This is a genomic window from Cyanobium sp. A1C-AMD (assembly GCF_024346495.1).
GTDB lineage: Bacteria > Cyanobacteriota > Cyanobacteriia > PCC-6307 > Cyanobiaceae > Cyanobium_A > Cyanobium_A usitatum.
This window is the reverse complement of sequence record NZ_JAGQDB010000024.1, coordinates 1-18,356: the sequence shown is the minus strand read 5'-3', so window position 1 is coordinate 18,356 and position 18,356 is coordinate 1. Positions and strand designations below refer to the sequence as shown.

Here is an 18,356-nt window from a genome sequence, read left to right as displayed (position 1 = left end):
GGGATGTGAACTGAAACGGCCGCCCTCCGCAGGGAGACGGCCGCTGAGCGGGGCCGAAACCTAGCTCTGCTTGCTGATCTGGGAAAACTCGAGCTCCACCGGGGTTTCCCGGCCAAAGATCGAGAGCAGGGCCTTGAGCTTGTTGCGCTCGCCGGAAACCTCGATCACCTCGCCCTGGAAATCCTTGAAAGGACCAGCCGTGACCAGGATCTGATCGCCTTCGGCGAGATCCACCTTGACGACTGCCTTCTTTTCTGCGGCTCGCTTAAAGATGCGATCCACTTCCGTGCGGCTGAGCGGCCGGGGCTTGATGTGGCCGCGGGCCTTGGCCGTTGCGCGCCGCTCCTCTGCCCCCACGAAATTGATCACGTTGGGGGTGCTGCGCACCGCCATCATGGTGTCTTCGTCGAGCACCATTCGCACCAGCACATAGCCGGGAAATACCTTTTCCTCCGTGCTCTGGCGCGAGCCATCCTTCTTCAGCTTCATCCCCGGGGTCTGGGGGATCTCGATCTCAAGGATCCGGTTGTCGACGCCCAAGGTGACGGCCCGCTGCTCGAGCGTGGCCTTCACCTTCTTCTCGCAGCTGGAGGCCACCTGCACCGCATACCAGCGGGCCACCTGCATCTTCTCCACCGGCGCCGGTGCTTCCAGTAATTGGGGCACCAGCTCGAGCTCTTCGGCCGCAAGCTCGAGCTCTTCTGCCGCAAGCTCAGTGGCTTCGGCCGCAAGCTCAGTGGCTTCGATTTGGCTGTCGGTCAGGGACTCGGACACGGGGCTCAGGAAAGAAACGGGATCAACGGACGGGGGATCGACTACGGATCGGCTCAACGGAACACCTGATTGGCCCCCCAGCCATAAAAACGATCGATGGCGGCGATCGCTGCCGCCGAGAGACTCACCATCAAGATCACGGCCACCGATTCGCTAAACAGCTGCTGACGGCTGGGCCAAACGACTTTGCGGAGTTCCGCCAGGGTGGCGGCAGCAAAGCCATCAGGCACCGCCGAGGCTGCGGCAGGCGAGATGGACGCATCGGGGCTGGGTTCTGCCTCTTTGGAGTCGGGAGTTTGGGGGGTTGGGTCCACTGGCGCTCGCGCACGGGGGCGTCCGCGCGTACCGGCAAACGAACACCCTAGCCGAGGGGCACAAAGGTCAAGGGATTGCCCGGCTCAACACGCACGCCCCGTGCGCCACTGAAGCGCTCCGCCAGCAGCTCGGTCGCCAGGGGATTTTCCAGCTGGCGCCGCAGCACCCGCCGCAGGGGCCGAGCGCCGTATTCGGGCTCGTAACCCTGCTCAGCCAGGGCCTGCACCACCGGCTCCGGCACCTCCAGCTCCAGGTGCTGCTCAGCCAGCAGCCGGGCCAGCTCGGCCAGTTGCAGACGCACGATGCGCTGCAGGTCGGCTGGACCAAGGGGGCGGAAGCGGATCACCTCGTCAATGCGGTTAAGGAATTCCGGCCGAAACTGGCTGGCTAGTGCCTGGTCTATTTGCTGGTCGAGCCAGGTCTGCTGATCGAGCCAGCTCTGCTGGTCAGGCTCCACACCCGCCTCCCGTGTCGCCCTCGCACTGTCGAGGATGGCGCGGCTGGCCAGGTTGCTGGTCATGATCACCACCGTGTGGCGGAAGTCCACAGTGCGGCCCTGGGAATCGGTGAGGCGGCCGTCGTCGAGCACCTGCAGCAGCAAATTGAACACCTCCGGGTGGGCCTTCTCCACCTCATCAAGCAACAGCACCGCGTAGGGCCGGCGCCGCACCGCCTCGGTGAGCTGGCCGCCCTCCTCGTAGCCCACATAGCCAGGGGGTGCCCCCACCAGCCGGGCCACGGCGTTGCGCTCCATGAATTCGCTCATGTCGAGGCGCACCAGGGCATCGTCCTCGTCGAAAAGCGCCGCCGCCAGAGCCTTAGCGAGCTCGGTTTTGCCCACGCCAGTGGGGCCCAGAAATAAAAACGAACCCACCGGCCGCGTTGGCGACTGCATACCGGCCCTAGCGCGGCGGATCGCCGCGGCCACCGCCGCCACCGCCTCTAGCTGGCCAACCACCCGCTCGCCCAAGAGTTGCTCCAGCTCCAGCAATTTCTGGCGCTCCCCCGCCAGCAGGCGCTGCACCGGAATGCCGGTCCAGCGGGCCACCACATCGGCGATGTCGCCCTCCTCCACCTGTTCACGCAGGATCGTCTCCCCCTTCAGTTCGGCCTCAAGGGTTTCGCGGCGCTGCTGCAAGCCATTGAGCTGGTCGTGCTGCAACCGGGCTGCTTCCTCATAGTCACCCTCCCGCTCGGCCTCGGTAATGGCGTGGCGTAGGTCTTCGTCTTGCTGCAACAGCTCCCGCAGCTCCGCCAGTCGCTCCCGCTCCGCCTGCCAGCGCTGCTGCAACGCCTGCAGGGCCTCGGTGGCGCGGCGGCGCTGCTCCTGCAACTGCAGCCGCTCCTCCAGCGGCGCCGCCTCAGCCGAGAGCAGGGCCAGCTCCACCCGGCGCAGCTCGGCCTCGGCAGCTTCCACCAGCTGGGGCTTGGAGGTGACCTCCATGCGCAACTGGGCGGCGGCCTCATCCACCAGATCAATGGCCGAATCGGGCAAACAACGATCGGTGATGTAGCGGTCGGCCAGGCGAGTTGCCGCCACCAAAGCCTGGTCGGTGATGGCCACGCCGTGGTGCAACTCGTAGCGCTCCTTTAGGCCCCGCAGAATTTCCACACTGGTGTCGAGGCCTGGCTCCTTGATCAGCACCTGCTGGAAGCGGCGCTCCAGGCCCGGATCCTTCTCGATGCTGCGGCGGTAGTCCTCGGCGGTGGTGGCGCCGATGCAGCGCAGATAGCCCTGAGCCAGGGCTGGCTTGAGCACGCTGCCGGCGTCGGCGTTGGAGCGATCGCCGCTCACCACCGTATGCAGCTCGTCGATAAACAGCACTACCCCGGCTGCCCCAGGAACGGCATCGGCGTCGTGCACCTCCTTGAGCACGGCCCGCAGGCGCTCCTCAAACTGGCCGCGAAACTTGGCCCCTGCGATCAAGGCGCCCAAATCCAGGGCCACCAGCCGCAGACCCTGGAGCGAGTCGGGCACTTCACCGGCCACGATCCGCTGGGCCAGCAGCTCGGCCACGGCGGTCTTGCCGACGCCGGGCTCCCCAATCAGCACCGGGTTGTTCTTGCTGCGGCGTGAGAGCACCTGAATCAGGCGTCGCATCTCCAAGTCGCGGCCGATCACCGGGTCGAGTTCGCCGGCCCGGGCCGCTGCAGTGAGGTCCCGGCCATAGCGCTCCAGGGCGCTGGGCTCGGGCGGCTCCTGCTCCAGTGGGGCGACAGCCTGTGGGGCTGCAAGCGGGGCCGCGGCCACCGGCGCAAGCGGAGACGGGCCCGCGTCGATCCAGGCATCCGGGGGGGGAGCTGGCGCCTGCGGGGGAGCAGGAGCCGGTGGGGCTGGGCTGGCAGGGGAGCCAGGCCGAAACTGGCGTTGCAGCAAGTCTTCGCTGAGCCCCTCAGCCGCCAGCAACGACGCCCCGATCCGGGGATCGCGCACCAAAGCGACCAGCAGGTGGGATACGTCTAAAAGAGAGTCCCCCCAGGCGGCCCGGCAGCGGTCCCCATCCTCGAGCAGATCCTCAAGGGCATCGCCGATGTACAGCTCACCGCCGGCGCTGCCGGGTTGGTCGACGCAGAAACTCTCGAGCTGATCGAGCAGGCGATCGGGCTCAAGCGGCAGGGGATCCAGCCAGCGCCCGAAGCGTCTTTCCAGCAGCAGGGTCTGCAGCAGGTGCTCCACATCCATGGCTCCATGGCGCCAACGGCGAGCCGTGTCCTGGGAGGCCAAGAGCAACTCCCAGGCGTCTTCGCTGAAGCGATCTGGTTCGCTGGTGAGGCTTGGGGGCATGGGCTTAGCGGTCAGCCGCGGGAGGAGAGCTGGATTAGTTCCACCTTGTAGCCATCAGGATCTTCCACAAAGGCGATCACCGTGTTGCCGTGCTTCATCGGACCGGGTTCGCGCACCACCTTGCCGCCCTTAGCCCGGATTGCATCGCAAACCGACTGGATATCCTCCACTCCTAGGGCGATGTGGCCATAGCCCGCACCAAGGTCGTAGTGACTGGTGTCCCAGTTGTGAGTTAGCTCCAGCACGGTGGTGTCCCTCTCCTCGCCGTAACCCACAAAGGCGAGGGTGAAACGGCCTGAGGGATAGTCCTTGCGGCGCAGCATCCGCATCCCCAACACCTCCGTATAAAAGGTGAGGGAGCGCTCCAGATCGCCAACCCGGAGCATGGTGTGCAGCATGCGCATCAGCGGATCAGGCCAGGCATCAACCTGGGCACAACAAATTCCATTGTGGCGAGCAACTGTGGCGAGCAACCCCAAGGGCGGTACCCATCAGCACAAATGGATGGGTGGGGGTGACCCATAGGATCTCGACAGAGAGCGCCAATGGCACTTCAACGTGATCGATTCCCTCGACCTTGTTATTGACACCGTGGTGGCACGGGAGGTGTTGGATTCCCGCGGCACACCCACGGTGGAGGCCGAGGTGCTGCTGGAGGGAGGCGCCAGCGGCCGGGCGATTGTGCCGAGTGGCGCTAGCACCGGTGCCCATGAGGCCCATGAGCTGCGCGATGGCGGCAGCCGTTACTTCGGCAAGGGCGTCACCCAAGCCGTCAACAACATCGAAGAGCGAATCGCCCCGGCCCTTTGTGGCCTCAGCGCCCTTGACCAAAGCGCCGTGGACGGTGCCATGGCCGAACTCGACGGCAGTGATAACAAGTCCAGCCTCGGTGCCAACGCCGTGTTGGCCGTGAGCCTGGCCACCGCCCGGGCAGCCGCCAACGGCGTCGGCCTGCCCCTCTACCGCTACCTAGGCGGCCCGCTGGCCAACCTGTTGCCGGTGCCGCTGATGAATGTGATCAACGGCGGCGCCCACGCCTCCAACAACATGGATTTTCAGGAATTCATGTTGGTGCCCCATGGCGCCAGCAGCTTCCGCGAAGCCCTGCGAATGGGCGCAGAGGTGTTCCACACCCTCAAGGGTTTGCTGAACAGCCAGGGCCTCTCAACCGCCGTTGGCGATGAGGGCGGCTTTGCTCCCGACCTGGCCAGCAATGACGCCGCCGGAGAACTGCTGGTGCAAGCAATCGAGAAGGCAGGTTATCGGCCCGGCGACCAGATCTCCCTAGCTCTGGATGTGGCCAGCACCGAGTTTTTCAAAGATGGCCGCTACAACTTCGGCGGCGGAAGCTACAGCAGCGCCGAGATGGTGGACCAGTTAGCCCAGTTGGCCAGCCGGTTCCCGATCGTTTCAATTGAAGACGGCATCGCCGAAGACGACTGGGATGGTTGGGCCCTACTCACCGAGCGCCTTGGCAAAACGGTGCAGCTGGTGGGCGACGACCTGTTTGTGACCAACACCGCCCGGCTACAGCGGGGCATCGATCTTGGTGTCGCCAATTCAATTCTGATCAAAGTGAATCAGATCGGCTCGCTCACCGAAACCCTGCAGGCGATCGATCTGGCCGGCCGGGCTGGCTACACCAGCGTCATCAGCCACCGCTCCGGCGAAACCGAAGACACCACCATCGCCGACCTCGCCGTGGCCACCCGCGCCGGCCAGATCAAAACCGGATCCCTCAGTCGCTCCGATCGGGTAGCTAAATACAACCAACTGCTCCGGATTGAGGACGAACTCGGCAGCCAGGCGATCTACGCCGGCGCTGAAAACCGGGGACCCCGGGGCAAGGCCTGAGCTCAACCGCCTCTTTGCTCAGCGAGAAGTGGGCAATTGATCAATCCGGCCATCGCGCTTAAGCCGGCCCTGCAGCTTGACCCAGCTGAGCCCCACAGGCAGGCTGGCCAGCAGGGGAATGACTACTAAGGCGGGCCGAGCACTGACCGCCAGCAGGGCCGCTGCAACTGCCAAACCAGCTAGCAGCATCGACTGACCCGCAGCCTGCTGGGCCAGGGCCAAGCGCCGTAGCAGGCGATCCGTTTCGCCGGCGCGAATCTGCACCTGGAGGTCGCCCTGCTCGATCCGAGCCAGGCTGTCGTCTAATCGTTTGGGAATACCCAAGGCGCGGCTGCCCACCTCTGCCGCCTGGCGCGAGATTTCATTGAAGAGGTCGTTTGCACTACCGCCAACACCAGAACCACTGGCACCGCTTGAAGTCATTAGGGGAAGTAGGTAGGGGCGGGCAATCGCCACCAAACTAAAGCCGCTATCGAGGCTGCGGCCGACCCCCTCAAAGGTGGAGAGGGCCCGCATCACAAAGATCAGCTCTGGGGGCAACCTGAAGGGCTGTCCGTAAACCAGGTCGTATAAGTCGCCCGACAGGCGCTCAAGCACATTGGCGGAAAAAGGAGGCGTCAGCGCCTCTTCCAGCATCACCCTCACCAGGCGCCGCACCGGGCCCGGATCAACGCCAGGTGCAATCACACCCGCTTGCTGCAGCTCCTTGACCAAACCAGCTGCGTCGCGGCCAGCTGCGGCACGAACCATGCTGCCCAGGCGGCTCCGCAGGCGGCTGGAGAGCTGGCCCATCATGCCGAAGTCGTAGTAGATGAGGGCCCCATCGGCGGCAACGGCCAGGTTGCCGGGGTGGGGATCTGCGTGGAAAAAGCCAAACCGCACCAGCTGCTGCAGGTAGCTGGCGGCGCCCTTTTCCGCTACGGCGGCGGGCACGATTCCAGCCTCGATCAGGGCCTGGCGATCGGTGATCTTGATGCCGGGCACATAGTCGAGGCAAAGCACCCGGCGGGTACTCAATTCCCACACCACGGCTGGAATGCGGATGCCGGGATCGTCAAGAAACTGCTGGCGGAAGCGGGCCGCGTGCTCGGCCTCCAGCCGGAAGTCGAGCTCTCTGAGCAAAACCCGCCGGCACTCCTGGGCAATGCCGATCCAGTCGCGGCCGCGGCCCCAGCGGGGATGGCGCTGCACCGCCGCGGCAACTTGTTGCATCACCTCAAGGTCGAGCCGGAAGGTGCGCTCCAAGCCAGGGCGCTGCACCTTGAACACCACCTGACGGCCGCTGCGCAGGCTGGCGCGGTGCACTTGGGCCAGGCTGGCCGAACCCAGCGGCTCGCTCTCCAGGTCAATTATCTCGGCGCAGCGCTCACCCAACTCCTGCTCCAGCAGGTCTTGCACCACCGCAAAGGGGAAGGCGGGAACCCGGTCCTGCAGGGTGGCTAGCTCCTCCACCAGTTCAGCGGGCAGCACGTCGGGACGGGCCGAAAGCAATTGGCCCAGCTTGATAAAGGCTGAGCCAAGCCCCAGGAACGCCTGGGTGAGCCAGCGGGCCCGGCGGCGCTGGCGACTCCGCTGCCGCTCTGGGGTGACACCACCGACATAGCTCCAGGCCTGGCCGTCCCACCACAGACCGAGCAGCAGGGCCAGGGCCAACCACCAGATGCGCAGCGGCCTAAGCAGGATCACGAATCCTGGTCCAGTCGGCGAGCCATGGCCGCCACCCGGGCGCGCAGGGCATCGATTTGATCCTGGATATCCGCAGACGGCGCCGTGATGGCTACCTCCGGCTCATCGTCCCTCTCGATCCGGGCAGCTTCTGCTTCCACTTCGTCCCAGAAAAGCTGAAACTCCTGACGCAGCCGCTCCGGAGCGTCCTGGGCCAGCAGAGCCAGATTGGCGGCCGCATCAACGAGGCCGCTGCCTAAGCGAGCCCCCAAGCGCTGCAAGGCAGCTTGGACAAGCGATTGCGGCGCACTCATTGGGGCCTGGCAGCAGGTGTGGACTGTGGCAGATCAGCGCCAGGCAAATCTGGAGGCGGCGGGGCATCCAGGCTGGGCGCGTCAGCGGGGACAGCCTGGGCTTCCGGTTCAGCCGCGGGCGAGGGCAACTCCTGGGGCGGCTTAGCTTCGCTGGCGGCGGGAGCCGCTGTGTCGGGTTGCTGCTCTAACTGCAAAAGATCGGCGTCACCGCGGATGTCCTGGTTTTCAGCGCCAAACCGCAGCCGCAGGCTCTCCAGCGAGGTGCCCGGGAAGGGCCGCACCTCAAAGCCCTGACCAAGGCGCACCAGGGAAGGCAGCTGCAGGGCAAGCAGCCGCTGGGTGACGCCATAACCGAGGCCAAAGCAAAAGCCCACCAGTAATGGCACCTGCCATCGGGGGCGTTGCTGGGATGGCGGAGCTGCTGAAACCGAAGCCACTTGAGCCATAGGTGCCAAATCTAGGGGGAGGGGCTTTGCTGGGGGGAGTCCCCGCCTAAGAACAGATGGCCCTGATTCCCCGCTGGCGCTTCATGAGCGACGAGGCGAAGGCTTTGACAAAGCGCACCGCGGTGTCGTTGCTGGTGGTGTTGCTGGTGGCAGTTGTTTTTAGAGCGCTGCTGCCATGGGCGCTGCTGGGGCTGGTTATTTGGTGGATTTGGCGAGCGATCAACAAATAAAGGCCAATAAAAAAGCGGACCCGTCCAGGACCGCTCGATGACCAAACCCAAACATATCACAATTTGTAACGGCTCTTGCGGAGCTCTGTCAGGCGGCCTGCTGGTCCTTAGCCCAGGCTCGCTCAAGGGAGCTCCTGAACTGCTCGGTGCCGGACGGGGCGCCGATTAGGTGCCTGCGGAACAGGCTGGTCAAGCGCCAAAACTTGATTCCTGCCGCGATTGCAAAAACCGCCCAGGGCACAAGCATCCATAGGGGGTTGCTCATCGCTGCTGCTCTCCTCGACCAAGACCTTTAATCACATTTGGAATTCTAATCACTGTAGGAATTCCAACGGCGATGGGCTGAAGACTCGTTTGGTTTGCCTTCAGATAATTAGGTCGTGTAATCGGCGTTGATGCAGACATATTGAGCCGAAAGGTCGCAGCCCCAGGCGACACCTGTGCCAGGGCCATCGCCCACCACCAGGCGAATAATCACCGTGTCGCTCTGCAGATAGGTGCTGGCGGCGGCACGATCGAAAGCCAAGGGCTGGCCAGCCGCCATCAGCTGGTGCTCGCCCAGCCACAGAGCCACCAGATCAGCAGCAAAGGGCACGCCGGCCCGGCCGGCGGCGGCCACGATCCGGCCCCAGTTGGGGTCGCGGCCATGCACGGCGCATTTCACCAGCGACGAGCCGCACACGGTGCGCGCAATGGCACGAGCGCCGGCGTCATCGGCAGCGCCCTGCGCCTGCACCTCGATCAGGCAGGTGGCGCCCTCGCCATCGCGGGCAATCGCCTTGGCCAGGTGTTGCGACACCGCCGTCAGGCCGGCCTCCAGCGCTTCGTAGTGCTCGTGGCCTAGGAGCTCCCCGGCTGCAAAGGCCAGGAACGTGTCATTGGTGCTGGTGTCGCCGTCCACCGTGATCGCATTAAAGGAGCGATCCACCGCCCGCCGCACCATCGCCTGCCACACCTCGGCGGGCACGCCCGCATCGCAGCTGAGGTAGCCCAGCATCGTGGCCATATTTGGATGGATCATTCCCGAGCCCTTGGCCATGCCACCGATGCGGACGCTGCGGCCGCCCAGATCCGCCTCCAGGGCGATCTGCTTAGCCACCAGATCGGTGGTGAGGATGGCGGTGGCTGCCGCAGCGCCACCCTCGGGGCTGAGGGCCGCCACCAAGGGATCAAGGCCCGCCAGCAAGGTGCCCATCGGAATCGGTACGCCGATCACACCGGTGGAGCAGATCAGCACCTCTTCAGGCGCCAGACCCAACCGATCGGCGACGGCCTGGGTGGCCCGCAGGCTATCGATCAGGCCCCGATCGCCGGTGCAGGCATTGGCCTGGCCGGAATTGGTGAGCACCGCCCGGGCATGACCGCCTGAATCCGCCAGGCGCTCGGCGCAGAGATCCACGCAGGCGGCCCGCACCACCGAGGTGGTGAAGGTGCCAGCGCACACGGCTCCCTCGGGCGCCAGCAGCAAGGAGAGGTCGGGATTGCCGGAAGCCTTCAGGCCCGCGGTCACAGCGGCGGCTTGGAAGCCACGGGGGGCGGTGATGCCGCCGGGGATCGGGTGCCAGGGGTGGGTCACGGGCTGCAGCTGCTGCGAACCTGAGCATGGAATAGCGCCACGCCCCTTCTCAAGCCATGGTTGCTGCACGCCGCATTGGCCTCACCGGTGGCATCGCCAGCGGCAAGAGCAGCGTGGGCCGGCTGCTGGCGGCGCGGGGTCTGCCGCTGCTGGATGCGGATGTGTACGCACGAGAAGCCCTAGCGCCGGGCAGCACTGGGGCCGGCGCGGTGCTGGGGCGCTACGGGGCTGGGGTCCAGGCGCCCGGCGGAGAGATCGATCGCGCCGCCCTGGGGCGGATCGTGTTTGGCGATGGCGCCGAGCGCCGCTGGCTGGAGCAGCTGCTGCATCCAGTTGTGCGAGCGTGCTTTAAAGCCCAGCTGCAGGAGCTGGCGGCGGAGCCGGTAGTGGTGCTGGTGGTGCCGCTGCTATTTGAGGCGGGCCTGGAGACCCTCTGCAGCGAGGTGTGGCTGGTGGACTGCGACGAGTCGCAGCAGCTGCAGCGATTGATGGCCCGAGATGGCCTGGGCGAGGCCGATGCCCGCGCCCGGATAGCTGCCCAGTGGCCGCTGGCGCGCAAGCGCCAGCTGGCAGATGTGGTGCTTAACAACCGGGGCGAGCCCGAGCAGTTAGCCACCGAAGTGGAGCAGGTGCTCAGCCGTTGAGCTTCTGAATCAGAATCTGGTTGGCCAGTTTGGGGTCGGCCTTGCCACCGGTTTTTTTCATCAGCTGACCCACAAAGAAGCCCTGCAACTTGGTTTTACCGCCGCGGAAGGCTTCCACCTCCTCGGGGTGGGCAGCCAGCAGCTCCTCCACAATCGCCGTAATAGCAGCGGGGTCGCTGATCATGCCCAGGCCGCGCTCCGCCACGATCGCCTTGGCGGAACCGCCCTGCTCAAGCAACTCGGGCAGAATCTCTTTAGCGATCTTGCCGCTAATAATTCCGCCCTCAATCAGCTGCACCAGCTCAGCTAGCTGCTCGGGCTTAAGGGGCAACTCGGCAATAGCCAGCCTGTTGGCATTTACATAGGCGGCAATGTCGCCGGTGACCCAGTTGGCGATGCCCTTAGCGTCAGCGCCGGCGGCCACCGCGGCCTCGAAATATTCAGCCATCGAGCGCTCATCGGTAAGCACTCGGGCGTCGTAGATCGACAGACCCAGCTGGTCGGCGTAGCGGTGCCGCTTAGCAGCGGGCAACTCGGGCAGCTCGGCGCGCCAGCCCTCCCGCTGGGCGTCACTCACCTCGATGGGGCCAAGGTCGGGATCGGGGAAGTAGCGGTAGTCGCTAGCTCCCTCCTTACCGCGCATGCTCTTAGTGAGCTGTTTGGATTCATCCCAAAGGCGGGTTTCCTGCCGCACCGGCTCGCCGGTTTCGTAGGCCTTGATCTGGCGCTGAATCTCGTAATCAATCGCCTTCTGGATAGCCGAGAAGGAATTCATATTCTTAATTTCCACCTTGGTGCCGAAGGGGGCATCAGGGCCGCGCCGCACGGATATATTTACATCGCAGCGCAAGGAACCCTCCTGCATGTTGCCATCACTCACGCCCAGATAACGCATGATCCGGCGAATCTCCGAGGCGTATTCCGCCGCCTCGCGGCCGGTGCGCAAATCCGGCTTGCTAACAATCTCAGCCAGAGCTACTCCGGCGCGGTTGTAGTCCACCAGGGAGTGGGTAGAGCCGTCTAGGCGATCACTACCGGCGTGTACCAATTTGCCGGCGTCTTCTTCCATGTGAAGCCGCTCTATACCGATGCGCTTCAAATAGGTTTCTTTGCCTTTTTCGGCCACCTCAACTTCAATCCAACCATCTTCAGCGATTGGCTCATCGAATTGGGAGATTTGATAATTCTTGGGCAGATCGGGATAAAAATATTGTTTGCGATCAAACTTACTGTGCTCGGCAATGCGCAGGTTGAGGGCAAGGGCTGCCTTCACTGCATACTCGAGCACCTTTTGATTAAGCACTGGCAAGGTGCCGGGCAGGCCACACACCACCGGGTCGATGTGGGTGTTGGGGGCGTCGCCGAAGGCGGTGGAGGCGCTGGTGAAAATCTTGCTGGCGGTGCCCAGCTGCACATGGGTCTCCAAGCCAATCACCGCCTCCCAAGGGAGCTGCGGGGATGGGACTGGTGATGCTGGTGCTACTGCCGCGCCTGTCATGGCCTGTATCGATGCCTGAGCCGATCCTATGGGGAGGTACTGGACGCCGGCCTCACGGGGGCGAGGGGGCTCCGGGGCGGATAGTGATTTGCGCTGTTTAGCTAAGCTAAAACTAAGTCCAGAGGTTTTTGCAGCCATGGCCTACCCGCCATTCCCCCCTGAGCCAGCACCAAGCAACCGGCCCCAGCTTGTGAATGTGCATGAGGCCAAAACCCAGCTCTCCCGCCTGCTGCTTCAGGTGGAGCAAGGCGAGGAGATATGGATCGCCAGAGCAGGCAAGCCGGTAGCCCGCCTCAGCGCCTGGATTCCCACGCCCAGCGCCGCCCACGCGCCGGGCGCCATGCGCCACGCCATTGCCATCGCCGCCAACTTCGACGCACCGCTGCAATGAAACGCCTGCTGCTCGACACCCAGGTGCTGCTCTGGTGGCTGGCAGACGACCCGCGTCTGCCGGCCTGGGCCATCGCCGCCGTACAGGCACCGGGAGCAGAGGTGTTCGTGAGCCAGGTGAGCCTCTGGGAACTGGCCCTCAAGCAACGCCAAGGCCGGGTGCAGCTCGACCTGGCCCGCCTGGAGCAGGAGGTGACCCGTCAACACTTCCACTGGCTGCCCCTACGCAATGAGCACCTGCTGGCCCTGGCCGAGCTGGATAGCAGCGCCGCCCCCAGCGACCTCTTCGACCAGCTGCTGCTCGTGCAAAGCCGCCAGGAACCACTGCTGCTACTCACCGCTGACGCGGCCCTGCGCTCCTGCGGGGCCACGGTGCTGGGGCTGGAGCCAGCGGCGCCGGCCCAGCCATGACTGCAGCCAAGGGGCCAGCCATCACAGTGCTGGGGGGCGGCCTGATGGGCCTGGCCATGGCGCACCAGCTCGCCCGCCGCGGCGAGCCAGTACGGGTGCTGAGCCGGCGCCGCAGCGAAGCCGCCGGATTTGTAGCCGCCGGCATGTTGGCGCCCCACGCCGAGGGGCTCAGCGGCGACCTGCTCGGCCTGGGGCAGGCCAGCCTGCAGCTCATCCCCTCCTGGGTAGCCCAGATCGAAGCCGATAGCGGCCTGAGCTGCGGTCTGCGGCCCTGCGGCATCGTGGTGCCCTTCGCCACCTCGGCGGAGCGGGATGCCTATCCCACCGCCGCCTTCGGCCAACGGCTCGATCGCCGCGGCCTGGAGCAAGAGATTGCCGGCATCGGCGAGCGCTGGCAGGCGGGCCTGCTGTTTGAACAGGACGGCCAGATCGACAACCGCCGCCGGCTGATGCGCGCCCTGGAGCGGGCCTGCGTGGAACTGGGGGTGACCTTTCAGGAGGGCAGCCAGGTGCTGGAGCTGGTCTGCGACCCGGCCGGCGCCCTCAGCGGGGTGCGTCTACGCAGCGCCGAAGGGGAGGAGCACCATCTCGCTGCCGAGCGGGCGGTGCTGGCCTGCGGTGCCTGGAGCGCCCAGCTACTGCCCCAGCTGCCGATCGCTCCGGTGAAAGGCCAGATGCTGTCGTTGCAGGGGCCGCGGCAGGCCCTGGAGCGAGTGATTTTTGGGCCCGGCACCTACCTGGTGCCGAGGCAAGACGGTCTGCTGGTGGTAGGAGCCACCAGCGAAGCCGAGGCGGGCTTCAGCGAAGGGCTCACCCCCGCCGGCCAGCGCCAGCTGCAGGAGGGCTTAGCCAGCCTGCTGCCGGAGGCGAGCGCCTGGCCGCCGATGGAGCGCTGGTGGGGCTTTCGGCCCCACACCCCAGACGAAGCTCCCCTGCTGGGAACCAGCCCCATCCCCGGCCTGTGGCTAGCTGCGGGGCACCACCGCAATGGCGTGCTGCTGGCCGCGATCACCGCCGAATTGGTGGCGGGAGCAATCCTTGGCGACCTAGAACCGGCAGAACAGGACCAGCTGAATAACTTCAGCTGGCGGCGATTTGAGCGGACCTGATCAACCCTCGACGCGCCACACCTGGTCGGCGGGGCTCCAATCGCTTAGCTCTGAGGGCTGGAACCACAGTGCGATTTCGAATTCAGCGGTTTCGGGGGCATCGGAGCCGTGAATCACGTTGCGGCCGATGTTGATAGCCAGATCGCCGCGGATCGTGCCGGGCTCGGCCTCGAGGGGCTTGGTGGCACCAATGAGCTTGCGGGCGCTGGCGATGACGCCATCGCCTTCCCACACCATCGCCACCACTGGACCAGAGGTGATGAAGTCCACAAGGCCGGCGAAGAAGGGGCGCTCGCGGTGCACGCCGTAGTGACTTTCAGCCAGCTCGCGGCTGGGGGTGAGCTGCTTGAGGCCGACCAGCTTGAAGCCCTTGCGCTCGAAGCGGCCGAGGATTTCGCCGACCAGACCGCGCTGGACGCCGTCGGGCTTGATGGCAATGAAAGAGCGTTCGGCGGCCATGGAGAAGAAGTCAATCCGGCCCATCGTCTGCGGCGGCCCTGCCCATTGGCAAGCACAGTGGTGCCGTGATCACCGCCCCCCACCAGCCCCCTGCCGTGAGCGCGACGAGCCCCGACAACCGGAATTCAACCGACTGGAGCGCCGCGGCCGGCGCCGCCCTCTACGGGCTGGATCGCTGGGGTGACCCCTATTTCTCCGTGAGTGATCGCGGCCACGTGATGGTGCAGCCCCGGGGCGACCGGGGCGGCTCCCTCGACCTGATGGAGCTGGTGCAGGAGCTGCAGGGCCGCGATCTAAGCCTGCCGCTGCTGATTCGCTTCGACGACATCCTCGAAGACCGGCTCGAACGACTGCACGGCGCCTTCGAGCGGGCCATCGCCCAGTACGGCTACGCCGGCCGCTACCAGGGTGTTTTTCCGGTGAAGTGCAATCAGCAGCGCCATGTGGTGGAGGAACTGGTGAGCAGCGGCCGGCGCTGGCACTTCGGATTGGAAGCCGGCAGCAAGGCGGAGCTACTTATTGCCCTGTCCCTGATCGACGACCCCGAGGCCTTGCTGATCTGCAACGGCTACAAGGATCAGCGCTATATCGAGACCGCCATCCTGGCCAGGCGCCTGGGGCGCCAACCGGTGGTGGTAATCGAGCAGGCCGATGAGGTGGAGCGGATCATCACTGCCAGCCGCGAGCTGGGTGCAGCACCCCTGATCGGCATCCGGGCCAAGCTCTCGGCCCGCAGCACCGGCCGCTGGGGCAGCTCAGTGGGCGAACGGGCAAAGTTTGGCTTGGGCATCCCCGAGCTGCTGGCCACGGTGGAGGCTCTGCGGGCCGCCGATCTGCTGGGCGAGCTGCGCCTGCTGCACTTCCACGTGGGCAGCCAGATCAACGACATCGCCGTGCTCAAGGACGCCCTGCAGGAGGCCGGCCAGATCTACTGGGAGCTCACCAAATTGGGGGCGCCCATGGGCTACCTGGATGTGGGCGGCGGCCTGGGCATCGACTACGACGGCAGCCGCACCGCCAGCTCCGCCTCCACCAACTACTCGCTGCAGAACTACGCCAACGACGTGGTGGCAACGGTGAAGGAGTGCTGCGAACCCCACGGCATCCCCGTGCCCACCCTGGTGAGCGAAAGCGGCCGGGCCTTGGCTAGCCACTTCTCAGTGCTGGTGTTCGACGTGCTCGGCGCCGGCAGCCTGCCCGGTGCCGTGCCCACACCCCAAGAGGGCGAAGCCCTGATCCTGCGCAACCTGCGCGACACCTATGCCGCCATCACAGCGCCTGAGGCCAGCGTGGAAGCCCTGCAGGAGGCCTGGAACGACGCCCTCAAGTTCAAGCACGACGCCTTGGCCGCCTTCCGCCTCGGCTACCTGAGCCTGCCGGAGCGGGGCCTGGCCGAGCAGCTCACCTGGGCCTGCTGCCAGGCCATCGCCGAGCGGATCAAAGGGCTGCCAGCGGCCACGGTGATCCCCGAGGAGCTAAGGGCCCTGCCAGCAGCCCTGGCCTCCACCTACTACGCCAACCTCTCGGTGTTTCGCTCGGCCCCCGACACCTGGGCGATCGACCAGCTGTTTCCGGTGCTGCCAATTCACCGCCTCGACGAAAAACCAGAAGCGCTGGGCAGCTTCGCCGACCTCACCTGCGATTCCGACGGCAAAATCGCCCGCTTCATCGATCCGGCCAGGAGCTCCGGGCAAGGCCAGGAGAAACCGTTGCTGGAGCTGCACAACCTGCGTCCAGGAGAGCCCTACTGGATCGGCCTGTTCCTAGGCGGCGCCTACCAGGAGGTGATGGGCAACCTGCACAACCTGTTCGGCAGCACCAACGCCGTGCACATCCGCCTCAAGGCCAACGGCGGCTACCAGCTCGATCACGTGGTGCGCGGCGACACGAACGCCGAGGTGCTGGAGGTGATGGAGCACAACCCGGAGCTGCTGCTGGAGCGGCTGCGGGTGGCCAGCGAGGCAGCCATCGGCCAAGGCTCTCTGGGCATCAGCGACGCCCGCCGGCTGATGGCCCACCTGGGAACGAGCCTGCGTCAGACCACCTATCTGCAGGGCTGAGGCTTCAGCTTGCGCAGAAGCGAACCTGCAAGCTGAGGCGCTCCATCGGACCAGGCAGCTCAGCGGGATCAAAGGGTGGAACGGCCGCATCAGCCAAGGCCAGGGCCCGCATAGCCACCGGCCTGCCCCCACCTTCAAGCTGCACCTCCAGGGGCTGCAGTCCCCGCAGGCCGATCGCAGCAGCCACGTCCTGGGCCTGCTGCAAGGCGTCCTGGTAGGCGGCTCTCAACAACTGCCGCCTGGCGGCCCGATCCCCCGCCGCATCCGCCTCGGTGGCCACGGGCGACAGGCGCACCCCAGGCAGCCCGCCCACCTGACGCACCAGTGGCTGCAGCTGGGTAGGCGCCAGCTGGCCAGACACCTGCAGGCTGGCCTGCACCGCCCCAGCTTTGTCACGGCTAGCGGGCCGCTGCCAGGTGGAAGGGGAGGTGACCTCCAGATCAACCACCTGCAGGCTTTTGAGCGTGGTGCGCACCTCGGCCAGGCGTCGCTGCAGGCTGGCCAGGGCCGCATCGGTGCTGGGCTCCTCCGTTTCCAGGGTCAGGGAAAAACGCAGGCGCTGGGTGGTTCGCTTCAGCTCGGCGCTGCCACGAGCCTCAACCAGGGTGCCCGTGCAAGCGAGCTGCACCTGGGACTGGGCCAACCCAGCAGCGGGTAGCAAGGGCAACAGCAGCGGCAACAACCGGAGCAGATTCCAAGTCATCGGGCCTCGGTACTTTCTGGCAACAGCTTGGCTGAGGCAGGCCTCAAGAGAGCGCAGCCCGCAGCTGCGCCTTGGCCTGCTCCAGCGCCCCATCAAGGGCGGCGCCATCACGCCCGCCCGCTTGGGCCAAATTGGGCCGGCCGCCGCCGCCGCCGCCACAGGCCTTGGCCACCGCGCCGATGAAGGCACCAGCCTTGGGACCGGCCGCGATCACCGCCTGGCCAAAGGCCGCCACCAGAATCACCTTGGCCAAATCGGCCGGATCGGGCAGCCCGCCCAACACCACGGCAGCGCCAGCGCCGAGCTGATCGGCCAGGCCCTGGGCCGCGCTCTGCAGGCCGGCACCCTCGACGCCATCAAGGCGGGCCACCAGCAGCTGGAACTCCCCGAGAGCCTGGGCCTGACCCGCCAGCGCTGAAGCCTTGGCCAGCGCCAACTCGCCGCGGGCCGCCGCCAGGGCCTTGCCGCTGGCCTTGAGCTCATCGGCCAGAGCCGCCACCCGCTCGACGATCTCGCCGGGCTGGGCCTTGAAGCGGTCGCCCAGCTGCTTCACCACCGCATCGCGCTCATTGAGATAGGCCAGCACCGCCGGGCCTGCCACCGCCTCGATGCGGCGGATGCCGGCAGCCACGCCGCCCTCGCTCACGATCTTGAACAAGCCGATCTCGGCGGTATTGGCCACGTGGGTGCCGCCGCAGAGCTCCATCGACACGCCGGGCACGTCCACCACCCGCACCACATCGGCATACTTCTCGCCAAACATCGCCACAGCGCCGGCGGCCTTGGCGGCCTCGATTGCCATCTCCTGCACTTGGAGGGTGTGGGCATCGGCGATCCAACCGTTAATCAGGGCCTCGATCTGCTCCAGCTCAGCCGGCGTCACGGCCCGGGAGCAGTGGAAATCGAAGCGCAGCCGATCAAAGGTCACCAGTGAACCGGCCTGGCCAATGCCCGGATCCACCACCTGCTTAAGGGCCGCCTGCAAGAGGTGGGTAGCTGTGTGATTTGCCTGAGCGCGGCGGCGGCAGGCCCGGTCAACCTGGGCATTCACCAGCTCGCCAATGGCCAGGCTGCCCCGCTCGATCCGGCCGCTGTGCACAAACACTGAGCGGTTGCGGCTGAC

Annotated in this window: 20 protein-coding genes; 7 read left to right on the top strand and 13 right to left on the bottom strand. The window is 65.9% G+C overall.

Annotated elements, in window-relative coordinates:
- Window positions 1–60: 60 nt before the first annotated feature.
- From nusG to gloA, 4 genes are all read right to left on the bottom strand, one after another.
- Complete coding sequence (nusG, locus tag KBY74_RS05950; protein WP_254941907.1) at window positions 61–669, bottom strand: transcription termination/antitermination protein NusG; 609 nt, start codon at window positions 667–669, stop codon at window positions 61–63.
- A gap of 158 nt (window positions 670–827) precedes the next feature.
- Complete coding sequence (gene secE, locus KBY74_RS05945; RefSeq protein WP_161956167.1) at window positions 828–1,088, bottom strand: preprotein translocase subunit SecE; 261 nt, start codon at window positions 1,086–1,088, stop codon at window positions 828–830.
- A 47-nt stretch (window positions 1,089–1,135) separates the two neighbouring features.
- The gene (locus tag KBY74_RS05940; RefSeq protein ID WP_254941897.1) at window positions 1,136–3,874 is read right to left on the bottom strand and encodes an ATP-dependent Clp protease ATP-binding subunit; all 2,739 of its coding nucleotides are present in this window, start codon (window positions 3,872–3,874) and stop codon (window positions 1,136–1,138) included.
- Window positions 3,875–3,885: 11 nt separating this feature from the next.
- Window positions 3,886–4,278, bottom strand: a complete 393-nt coding sequence (gene gloA, locus KBY74_RS05935; protein ID WP_254941896.1) for a lactoylglutathione lyase — start codon at window positions 4,276–4,278, stop codon at window positions 3,886–3,888.
- 154 nt (window positions 4,279–4,432) lie between these two features.
- On the opposite strand from gloA, the gene eno reads away from it, so the two are divergent.
- A complete protein-coding gene (eno, locus tag KBY74_RS05930; protein WP_254941895.1) occupies window positions 4,433–5,728 on the top strand; it encodes a phosphopyruvate hydratase in 1,296 nt (431 codons plus the stop codon).
- Between the two features lie 18 nt (window positions 5,729–5,746).
- Here the strand turns inward: eno and KBY74_RS05925 are convergent, their stop codons facing one another.
- The 3 genes from KBY74_RS05925 to KBY74_RS05915 are packed head-to-tail and all read right to left on the bottom strand — an operon-like array spanning window position 5,747 to window position 8,153.
- Window positions 5,747–7,411, bottom strand: coding sequence for an AarF/ABC1/UbiB kinase family protein (locus KBY74_RS05925; protein ID WP_254941906.1), 1,665 nt, complete (start codon window positions 7,409–7,411; stop codon window positions 5,747–5,749).
- Window positions 7,411–7,674, bottom strand: a complete 264-nt coding sequence (locus KBY74_RS05920) for a hypothetical protein (protein WP_315859039.1) — start codon at window positions 7,672–7,674, stop codon at window positions 7,411–7,413. Before KBY74_RS05920 ends, KBY74_RS05925 begins: the two co-directional genes overlap by 1 nt.
- A 29-nt stretch (window positions 7,675–7,703) precedes the next feature.
- On the bottom strand, window positions 7,704–8,153 hold the full coding sequence (locus tag KBY74_RS05915) for a hypothetical protein (protein WP_254941893.1): 450 nt from the start codon (window positions 8,151–8,153) through the stop codon (window positions 7,704–7,706).
- Window positions 8,154–8,209: 56 nt separating this feature from the next.
- Between KBY74_RS05915 and KBY74_RS05910 the strand changes: the two genes are divergently transcribed.
- Window positions 8,210–8,383 carry a hypothetical protein gene (locus tag KBY74_RS05910; RefSeq protein WP_193486311.1) on the top strand — a complete coding sequence of 58 codons (174 nt, stop codon included), beginning with the start codon at window positions 8,210–8,212 and terminating at the stop codon, window positions 8,381–8,383.
- An 88-nt stretch (window positions 8,384–8,471) separates the two neighbouring features.
- Here KBY74_RS05910 and KBY74_RS05905 read toward each other — a convergent pair whose 3' ends face one another.
- Together KBY74_RS05905 and argJ are read right to left on the bottom strand one after the other, a co-directional pair.
- The gene (locus KBY74_RS05905; RefSeq protein ID WP_254941892.1) at window positions 8,472–8,648 is read right to left on the bottom strand and encodes a hypothetical protein; all 177 of its coding nucleotides are present in this window, start codon (window positions 8,646–8,648) and stop codon (window positions 8,472–8,474) included.
- Between the two features lie 108 nt (window positions 8,649–8,756).
- On the bottom strand, window positions 8,757–9,959 hold the full coding sequence (gene argJ, locus KBY74_RS05900) for a bifunctional glutamate N-acetyltransferase/amino-acid acetyltransferase ArgJ (RefSeq protein WP_254941891.1): 1,203 nt from the start codon (window positions 9,957–9,959) through the stop codon (window positions 8,757–8,759).
- Between the two features lie 56 nt (window positions 9,960–10,015).
- On the opposite strand from argJ, the gene coaE reads away from it, so the two are divergent.
- Window positions 10,016–10,603, top strand: a complete 588-nt coding sequence (gene coaE / locus KBY74_RS05895) for a dephospho-CoA kinase (RefSeq protein WP_254941890.1) — start codon at window positions 10,016–10,018, stop codon at window positions 10,601–10,603.
- Here the strand turns inward: coaE and gatB are convergent.
- Window positions 10,593–12,101, bottom strand: coding sequence for an Asp-tRNA(Asn)/Glu-tRNA(Gln) amidotransferase subunit GatB (gatB, locus tag KBY74_RS05890; protein ID WP_254941889.1), 1,509 nt, complete (start codon window positions 12,099–12,101; stop codon window positions 10,593–10,595). The two genes, coaE and gatB, sit on opposite strands and share 11 nt — an antisense overlap.
- A 136-nt stretch (window positions 12,102–12,237) precedes the next feature.
- Here gatB and KBY74_RS05885 point away from each other — a divergent pair, with 136 nt between their 5' ends.
- The 3 genes from KBY74_RS05885 to KBY74_RS05875 are packed head-to-tail and all read left to right on the top strand — an operon-like array spanning window position 12,238 to window position 14,011.
- Complete coding sequence (locus tag KBY74_RS05885; protein ID WP_254932387.1) at window positions 12,238–12,492, top strand: type II toxin-antitoxin system Phd/YefM family antitoxin; 255 nt, start codon at window positions 12,238–12,240, stop codon at window positions 12,490–12,492.
- Window positions 12,489–12,902 carry a type II toxin-antitoxin system VapC family toxin gene (locus KBY74_RS05880; RefSeq protein ID WP_106502710.1) on the top strand — a complete coding sequence of 138 codons (414 nt, stop codon included), beginning with the start codon at window positions 12,489–12,491 and terminating at the stop codon, window positions 12,900–12,902. The genes KBY74_RS05885 and KBY74_RS05880 overlap by 4 nt, the downstream gene beginning before the upstream one ends.
- Complete coding sequence (locus KBY74_RS05875) at window positions 12,899–14,011, top strand: FAD-binding oxidoreductase (protein WP_254941888.1); 1,113 nt, start codon at window positions 12,899–12,901, stop codon at window positions 14,009–14,011. Before KBY74_RS05880 ends, KBY74_RS05875 begins: the two co-directional genes overlap by 4 nt.
- Here the strand turns inward: KBY74_RS05875 and ndk are convergent, their stop codons facing one another.
- Entirely contained in the window at window positions 14,012–14,470 is a 459-nt protein-coding gene (gene ndk / locus KBY74_RS05870) for a nucleoside-diphosphate kinase (protein ID WP_254941887.1), read from the bottom strand.
- Window positions 14,471–14,565: 95 nt separating this feature from the next.
- Between ndk and speA the strand changes: the two genes are divergently transcribed.
- Window positions 14,566–16,530, top strand: a complete 1,965-nt coding sequence (gene speA, locus KBY74_RS05865; RefSeq protein ID WP_254941886.1) for a biosynthetic arginine decarboxylase — start codon at window positions 14,566–14,568, stop codon at window positions 16,528–16,530.
- Window positions 16,531–16,534: 4 nt separating this feature from the next.
- Here speA and KBY74_RS05860 read toward each other — a convergent pair whose 3' ends face one another.
- On the bottom strand, window positions 16,535–17,233 hold the full coding sequence (locus tag KBY74_RS05860) for an SIMPL domain-containing protein (RefSeq protein ID WP_254941885.1): 699 nt from the start codon (window positions 17,231–17,233) through the stop codon (window positions 16,535–16,537).
- A 43-nt stretch (window positions 17,234–17,276) separates the two neighbouring features.
- A partial coding sequence (locus KBY74_RS05855; protein ID WP_254941884.1) for a DHHA1 domain-containing protein occupies window positions 17,277–18,356 on the bottom strand: 1,080 nt, incomplete at its 5' end.